Here is a 7,572-nt window from a genome sequence, read left to right on the forward strand (position 1 = left end):
AGCGGGGCATGGGTTGTAGGGTGAGCCCCGCCCTTCCGGCTTTTATCAGTGCAGAACCGGCGGCTTGTTATTTGTTCTTGAAGTAGCCGCCTTCGACGGTGACCTTGATGATCACCTTGCGCACCGGCCCGTCGCCGACAAACCTGTAAGCCTCGTCGTTCTCGAAGATCACCACCTGCCCGTTGCCCACCTGCTGGCGCTCACGCACCTCACCGGCCAGCCACTCGCGGTCTGTGGTGTCGTCATAAGCCTGCTCGACCGCCAGCTCCGATTTGGGGGCCCACTCCACCGTCTCTGCTCCTTCCAGGTAGTAGTGAACGTCGAAGTAACGGCGCTGCCCCTCGAACAACGAGGCGGCCGGGCTGGCCCCCTCCTGCAAGCGATAGGTGAGGGAGTCACCGATGGAGTGGCAGATGCCGGGTTTGAGGTTTGGCAGGTTGTTGATGGCCTCCACGCAGCGGCCCCACTTCTTGCCCTCCCGGTAGATGTTTTTGAACAGAGTCAGGTTGTCCAGGGTGATCATGCGAGGTTCCTCCCGCCGTTGATGGTGAGATCGAGCCCGGCCAGCGCAGCCGGATTGAGGTTGCCGCGAGCGATGGGCAGCAGGGTCAGGCCGAAGCTGAACGGCTCGAAGCGCACCCGCCAGGAGTCCAGCACCTCGGAGCCCCAGGAGTTGGAGCCGAGCCCCAGTACCTTGTGATCCAGATTGAGGGTGAGATAACCGCTCGGTTCCAGCTCGTTGATGTGCTGCGCCGCGTGGATATGCTCCCAGCTGTAGGGCCAGACGCTCAGGTTGATGGGGGCATCGGGCCGCACGTAGAGACCGGCGCCGTGGCGGTTGGTCAATGTCGCCCAGCGCACCTGCTGGCGGTTGCCGTTGTCCTGCGGGAAGGGGTAGTGCTCCCACATCTCGCCGACTGTGCTCTGGAAGCTGTCGATCCAGTTGCTCTGGCGGCTGTCCTGATAGTTCTCGCCCGGCCCCATGCCGTAGTAGTGCACCCGGTCGAGATCCTGACGAATGCCCAGCTCGAAGCCGATCTTGGGGATGATGTCGTCATAACCGCCGTAGGGCTGACCGGAGAGTGCCACGTGCAGCTGACCGTTCGGGCTCAGGGTGTAGACGTAGCGGCAGCGCATGCCAAAGTCGAACACCGGCGGCGCAATCAGACTCTCGACCGTTACCTCGACCGCCTCGCCCAGCTGACGCCAGCTCAGAGTGCGGAAGTGCTCCTGCATGATCTGCAGGTGGTTGGGGTGCCACAGGCTCTCGTACTCCTGCTTGTGGTTGTCAATCATCGGCTTGAAGAAGGTGAGACGCGGCGAGCGCTCAATCAGCTCGATACCATCCTGCTGCCAGCTCACCAGCTTGCCGTCGAGGCGCGAGAAGCGCAGGGCGAAGCCGCTGCCACTTAGGGTTAGGTCAAGGCGCTCATCGGCGATATGCAACGGGGTGGCGTTGGGATTGGCAAAGGGCTGCAGCTGGCGAGTCGACTCTTTCAGCTGGAACTGGTACTGGCCCAGCTGGTGCTCCGCCGCGCTATAGCGGGTGGCACTGGCCTTGATGACCCGCAGCTGGACGAAGGTTTCCCTACCATCGAGGGATGGCAGTTCGAGTTGCAGCTCTGTGGTGGCACCGGGGGCAACCCCTTCCAGCCGGATTTGCTGGCTGGCCAGCAGTTCGCCCTCGGCCTTCACTTCGACCAGTAGACGGATATCGTCGAGAGTGGAGAACCAGTAGCGGTTTTCCACCGCCAGCTTGCCGCTGGCCAGATCCAGAGCGCGCACCTTGACCGGGCAGATCACCTGCTTGTATTCGCGCAGGCCAGGCCCCGGGGTCTGATCCGGATAGATGAGGCCATCCATGCAGAAGTTGTAGTTGTTGGGGTAGTCGCCGTAGTCGCCGCCGTACTTGTAGACGGCACGCCCCTGCTCGTCCTGATCCAGAATGCCGTGATCGCACCACTCCCAGATGTAGTGGCCCTGAATGTGGGGATGGCGGTCGAACACCTGCTGATATTCGCTGAGGCCACCCGGGCCGTTACCCATGGCGTGGGCGTATTCGCAGAGGATGCGCGGCTTCTCCATCGGGAACTCGCCGAAGCAGTTCATCTGGGAGACGCGCGAATACATGGTGCTCACCACATCCACCACCTCGGCATCGCGATCCTCTTCGTAGTGCACCAGCCGGGTCGGGTCGATCGCCTTGCAGCGCTGGTACATGGCTCTGATGTTGCAGCCGTAGCCGGACTCGTTGCCAAGCGACCAGATGATGATGGAGGGGTGGTTCTTCTGGGCGTGCACGTGGCGCTCGATGCGATCCACGAACACCGGCTCCCAGAAGGGGTCGTCGGTGATGCGGCTGAGATCGCCGACGTTGGCAAAACCGTGGGTCTCCACGTCGGTCTCCGCCATCACGAACAGACCGTACTGGTCGCACAGCTCGTAGAAACGCGGGTCGTTCGGGTAGTGGGCGGTGCGCACCGAGTTGAGGTTGTGCTGCTTCATCAGCACGATATCGCGTTCAACACGATCCATTCCGACCGCACGGCTCTTGAGATGGTCGTTGTCGTGGCGGTTCACCCCGTGCAGCTTGAGGTAGTGGCCGTTGACGTAGAAGAGGCCATCCTTGACCTTGATTTCACGCACCCCGACCCGCTGCGGGATCACTTCCAGCAGCTCGCCCTGACTGTTGTAGAGGGAGAGTTGCAACTGATAGAGGTAAGGATCTTCGGCGCTCCACAAATGGGGGTTGGCCAGATCCAGCGTGAAGCGGCAATCACACTTGCCGTCGATGGCGAGATGATCGAGGGAGCCACTGGCGATCTCGCGGCCTTGATCCAGCAGGGACCAGACCAGACGGTGATCACGGGCGGGCGCCCCCAGATTTTCCAGCTGGATATCGCAGCTCAGGGTGGCACTTTGATTGTCATCGGCCAGCGCGGTGCGGATAAAGAAGTCCTGCACATGGGTGGCCGATTTGCCCACCAGATAGACGTCGCGGAAGATCCCCGCCATCCACCACATGTCCTGATCTTCGATGTAAGTGGAGTCAGCCCACTGCATCACCCGCACTGACAGCAGGTTCTCGCCAATGTTGGCGTAGGCGCTGATATCGAACTCGGCGGTAAGGCGGCTCCCCTTGCTGAAGCCGACATAGTGGCCGTTCACATAGACCTCGAAGTAGGTCTCCACCCCGTCAAACTTGATGATCACCTGCTCGCCGCCCCAGGCCGGGCTCAGCGTGAAGCTGCGCTGATAGGCGCCGGTGGGGTTGTTGGTCGGCACGAAGGGCACGTCGATGGGGAAGGGAAAACCTTCGTCGGTGTACTGCAGCTGGCCATGTCCTTCCATCTGCCACATGTTGGGCACAGTGATCTGGCCCCACTCGCTCATGGGGCTGTGATAGAAGGCCTCCGGTACCTGCAGGGGGTGGTCGAAGTAGTGGAACTGCCACTGGCCGCCAAGGCTCAGAAAACGGCGGCTCAGCTCGCGCTGCATGGTGGCCGCCAGCGCGTGGTCGGCATAAGAGAAGAAGTAGGCACGCGGGGCCAGCCTGTTTTCACCAACGAATTGGACGTTTTCCCAGTTATTCACATGTCCTCCCGGAACAAGGCAACGTTAACTGGGTAAACTCTAGATAAACATTTACTAAATATAAGCTTTGGATTGGTAAAGTTTTAACCTGATCACAATGAACAGATGGTTTTGTGAGCGAGATCAGAAGCGGGAGATAAAGGAGGGCAAGATATGGATGAGTGGCATAGATGTTGATAGCCGTTGGCTGAACTGCAATAAAATCAACTATAAAACAATACGATATGACGTCACGGGATGATATGGGAAATAAGTTTACTTGGGAGAGGAGTCGCACCACCGCAAGATGGCACGACTAAAAAGCAGAGTATTTTACTAAAATCAGCGAGTGGTGCCACGCAGGGTCAACTTGCTCGGTACCAGTACCCGAAGGGGAATATCACGCTCGTCACGCAGCCGCTCAACCAGCAAATTGACCCCCTGGGAGCCCATCAACTCGGAGTGGATCCGCACCGTGGAGAGCGGCGGGAAGGTGAACTTGGCGGTCGGGATATCGTTGACGCTGATAAGCTCGATCTGCTGGGGAATCGCCAGTCCCTTCTCATGAATGGCACGCAGCACACCGATGGCGATGGAGTCGGAGGCGACAAACAGCGCCTTGGGCCAGTCACCCGCCAGCATCTCCTTCGCCAACTGGTAGCCGGAGGCACTGGAGAAGTCCCCACGATAGAGGTCGTTCTCCTGCACCACCCCCAGCCGCTGACCATAATCCCGGAAGGCCAGTTCGCGCAGATCCGGATTCTCATCCTGGCCACCGATATAACCGATGCGCTGGTGTCCCTGAGCGATAAAATAATCCACCACTTGCTGGCTGATCAGGGCGAGATCCACATCGACCGAGTCGAACTCTCCCTGTGAACGGCAGTCGACAAACACCAGCTGGCTGGAACAAGACCTTAGCTGGACGAGACGTTCGGCTGTGAGGGTACCGACCACCAGAATGCCATCCACGGCGCTCAGTTCGCGCCCTTCACCGCAGTTGTAGAGATGAGTCAGTTCGATATTGAGGCGGGCACTTTGGGTCTCGATGCCATAACGGATAGCGAGATAGTAAGGGTCGTTGACCTCGGTACTCTGGGGATAGGCATAGACCACCAGAAAGTGCAGCTTGCTCTTGTGTACCCCCTTGCGGGCGCTGCTGGTCTTGTACTCCAGCCGTTCGGCAATCTCGAAGATCCGCTGCTTGGTCTCTTCCTTGACGCTCAGGCTGGGATCCTCGTTCAGTACCCGGGATACCGTGGCGAGAGAAACCCCCGCTTCCTGTGCAATTTCCTTCAACGTAGCCATCAATACCTCGCTGGCAGCATCACGTGTTAATCGGCAACGGCTAAAGAGTAACGGGCAATCCCTTGATAGCCCAGCACTTTTACTAAAATGCCGGCGGCATGGCAGATTTTTGGAAGTCAGAAATGCAAAAAGGCCTCCCGAATGGGAGGCCTCTTCTAAATAGGTGCCTGACAGTGTCCTACTCTCGCATGGCGAATGCCACACTACCATCGGCGCTACCGCGTTTCACTTCTGAGTTCGGCATGGGATCAGGTGGTTCCACGGCGCTATGGCCGTCAGGCAAAAGCTTTTAAAACTAACTTGAAAATGGTGCTGATACCCAGAATCGAACTGGGGACCTCATCCTTACCAAGGATGCGCTCTACCGACTGAGCCATATCAGCACACTAACCGGTAAAGACCACGCTGGGCGTAATCTTGAAATTGGGTGCCTGGCAGTGTCCTACTCTCGCATGGCGAATGCCACACTACCATCGGCGCTACCGCGTTTCACTTCTGAGTTCGGCATGGGATCAGGTGGTTCCACGGCGCTATGGCCGCCAGGCAAATTCTTAATCCAGAAAGCTGACGTGAGTAACGAGGTTGCCTATTGGCTTGTCGCTATCACTGAATTAGTTAGTAGTTCGCTTGGTATTTGCTACAAGGCCCAGAACACTTCTTGGGTGTTGTATGGTTAAGCCTCACGGGTAATTAGTATGGGTTAGCTCAACACGTCGCCGCGCTTACACACCCCACCTATCAACGTTGTGGTCTCCAACGGCCCTTTAGGACCCTCAAGGGGTCAGGGATGACTCATCTCAGGGCTCGCTTCCCGCTTAGATGCTTTCAGCGGTTATCGATTCCGAACTTAGCTACCGGGCAGTGCCACTGGCGTGACAACCCGAACACCAGAGGTTCGTTCACTCCGGTCCTCTCGTACTAGGAGCAACTCCCTTCAATCATCCAACGCCCACGGCAGATAGGGACCGAACTGTCTCACGACGTTCTGAACCCAGCTCGCGTACCACTTTAAATGGCGAACAGCCATACCCTTGGGACCGACTTCAGCCCCAGGATGTGATGAGCCGACATCGAGGTGCCAAACACCGCCGTCGATATGAACTCTTGGGCGGTATCAGCCTGTTATCCCCGGAGTACCTTTTATCCGTTGAGCGATGGCCCTTCCATTCAGAACCACCGGATCACTATGACCTACTTTCGTACCTGCTCGACCTGTCCGTCTCGCAGTTAAGCTGGCTTATGCCATTGCACTAACCTCCTGATGTCCGACCAGGATTAGCCAACCTTCGTGCTCCTCCGTTACTCTTTGGGAGGAGACCGCCCCAGTCAAACTACCCACCAGGCACTGTCCGCGAGCCCGATTCAGGGCCCTGCGTTAGAACATCAAACATACAAGGGTGGTATTTCAAGGACGGCTCCAGCGCAACTGGCGTCACGCCTTCAAAGCCTCCCACCTATCCTACACATGTAGGTTCAATGTTCAGTGCCAAGCTGTAGTAAAGGTTCACGGGGTCTTTCCGTCTAGCCGCGGGTACACCGCATCTTCACGGCGAATTCGATTTCACTGAGTCTCGGGTGGAGACAGCATGGCCATGGTTACACCATTCGTGCAGGTCGGAACTTACCCGACAAGGAATTTCGCTACCTTAGGACCGTTATAGTTACGGCCGCCGTTTACCGGGGCTTCGATCAAGAGCTTCGCTTGCGCTAACCCCATCAATTAACCTTCCGGCACCGGGCAGGTGTCACACCCTATACGTCCACTTTCGTGTTTGCAGAGTGCTGTGTTTTTGATAAACAGTCCCAGCCATCTGGTCACTGCGACTCCCAACTGCTCCATCCGCAAGGGACTTCACTGTCAAGAGCGAACCTTCTCCCGAAGTTACGGTTCTATTTTGCCTAGTTCCTTCACCCGAGTTCTCTCAAGCGCCTTGGTATTCTCTACCCGACCACCTGTGTCGGTTTGGGGTACGATGACTTGTAATCTGAAGCTTAGAGGCTTTTCCTGGAAGCAGGGCATCAATGGCTTCCACACCGTAGTGTGTTCGTCTCGTGTCTCAGTGTTGTGTCTCCGGATTTGCCTAGAAACACCACCTACGCACTTTCACCAGGACAACCGTCGCCTGGCCCACCTAGCCTTCTCCGTCCCCCCATCGCAATTACAAGTCGTGCAGGAATATTAACCTGCTTCCCATCGACTACGCCTTTCGGCCTCGCCTTAGGGGTCGACTCACCCTGCCCCGATTAACGTTGGACAGGAACCCTTGGTCTTCCGGCGAGGAGGCTTTTCACCCCCTTTATCGTTACTTACGTCAGCATTCGCACTTCTGATATCTCCAGCATACCTCTCGATACACCTTCGCAGACTTACAGAACGCTCCCCTACCACTCACACATAAGTGTGAATCCGCGGCTTCGGTGCCTGGTTTGAGCCCCGTTACATCTTCCGCGCAGGCCGACTCGACTAGTGAGCTATTACGCTTTCTTTAAATGATGGCTGCTTCTAAGCCAACATCCTAGCTGTCTGAGCCTTCCCACATCGTTTCCCACTTAACCAGAACTTTGGGACCTTAGCCGGCGGTCTGGGTTGTTTCCCTCTTCACGACGGACGTTAGCACCCGCCGTGTGTCTCCCGGATATTACTTACTGGTATTCGGAGTTTGCATGGGGTTGGTAAGTCGGGATGACCCC

Annotated in this window: 3 protein-coding genes, 1 tRNA gene and 3 rRNA genes (1 of these 7 running past the window's edge); all 7 read right to left on the reverse strand. The window is 57.4% G+C overall.

What is annotated here, in order from left to right; genetic code table 11:
* Positions 1-67: 67 nt before the first annotated feature.
* Complete coding sequence (locus ACTG19_RS12150) at positions 68-523, reverse strand: beta-galactosidase subunit beta (RefSeq protein WP_113740293.1); 456 nt, start codon at positions 521-523, stop codon at positions 68-70.
* A complete protein-coding gene (ebgA, locus tag ACTG19_RS12155) occupies positions 520-3,594 on the reverse strand; it encodes a beta-galactosidase subunit alpha (protein ID WP_113740292.1) in 3,075 nt (1,024 codons plus the stop codon). The genes ACTG19_RS12150 and ebgA overlap by 4 nt, the downstream gene beginning before the upstream one ends.
* A gap of 321 nt (positions 3,595-3,915) precedes the next feature.
* Positions 3,916-4,881 carry a transcriptional regulator EbgR gene (ebgR, locus tag ACTG19_RS12160; RefSeq protein WP_113740291.1) on the reverse strand — a complete coding sequence of 322 codons (966 nt, stop codon included), beginning with the start codon at positions 4,879-4,881 and terminating at the stop codon, positions 3,916-3,918.
* Between the two features lie 165 nt (positions 4,882-5,046).
* Positions 5,047-5,161, reverse strand: a 5S ribosomal RNA gene (gene rrf / locus ACTG19_RS12165).
* Between the two features lie 27 nt (positions 5,162-5,188).
* Positions 5,189-5,264: transfer RNA gene (locus ACTG19_RS12170), tRNA-Thr, on the reverse strand.
* Between the two features lie 46 nt (positions 5,265-5,310).
* Positions 5,311-5,425 (reverse strand): 5S ribosomal RNA (gene rrf, locus ACTG19_RS12175).
* A 125-nt stretch (positions 5,426-5,550) separates the two neighbouring features.
* Positions 5,551-7,572: ribosomal RNA gene (locus ACTG19_RS12180) — 23S ribosomal RNA — on the reverse strand (it continues 868 nt past the right edge of the window).

It is taken from the genome of Aeromonas sp. 3P (assembly GCF_051919745.1).
GTDB classification, from domain to species: Bacteria; Pseudomonadota; Gammaproteobacteria; order Enterobacterales; family Aeromonadaceae; genus Aeromonas; species Aeromonas veronii.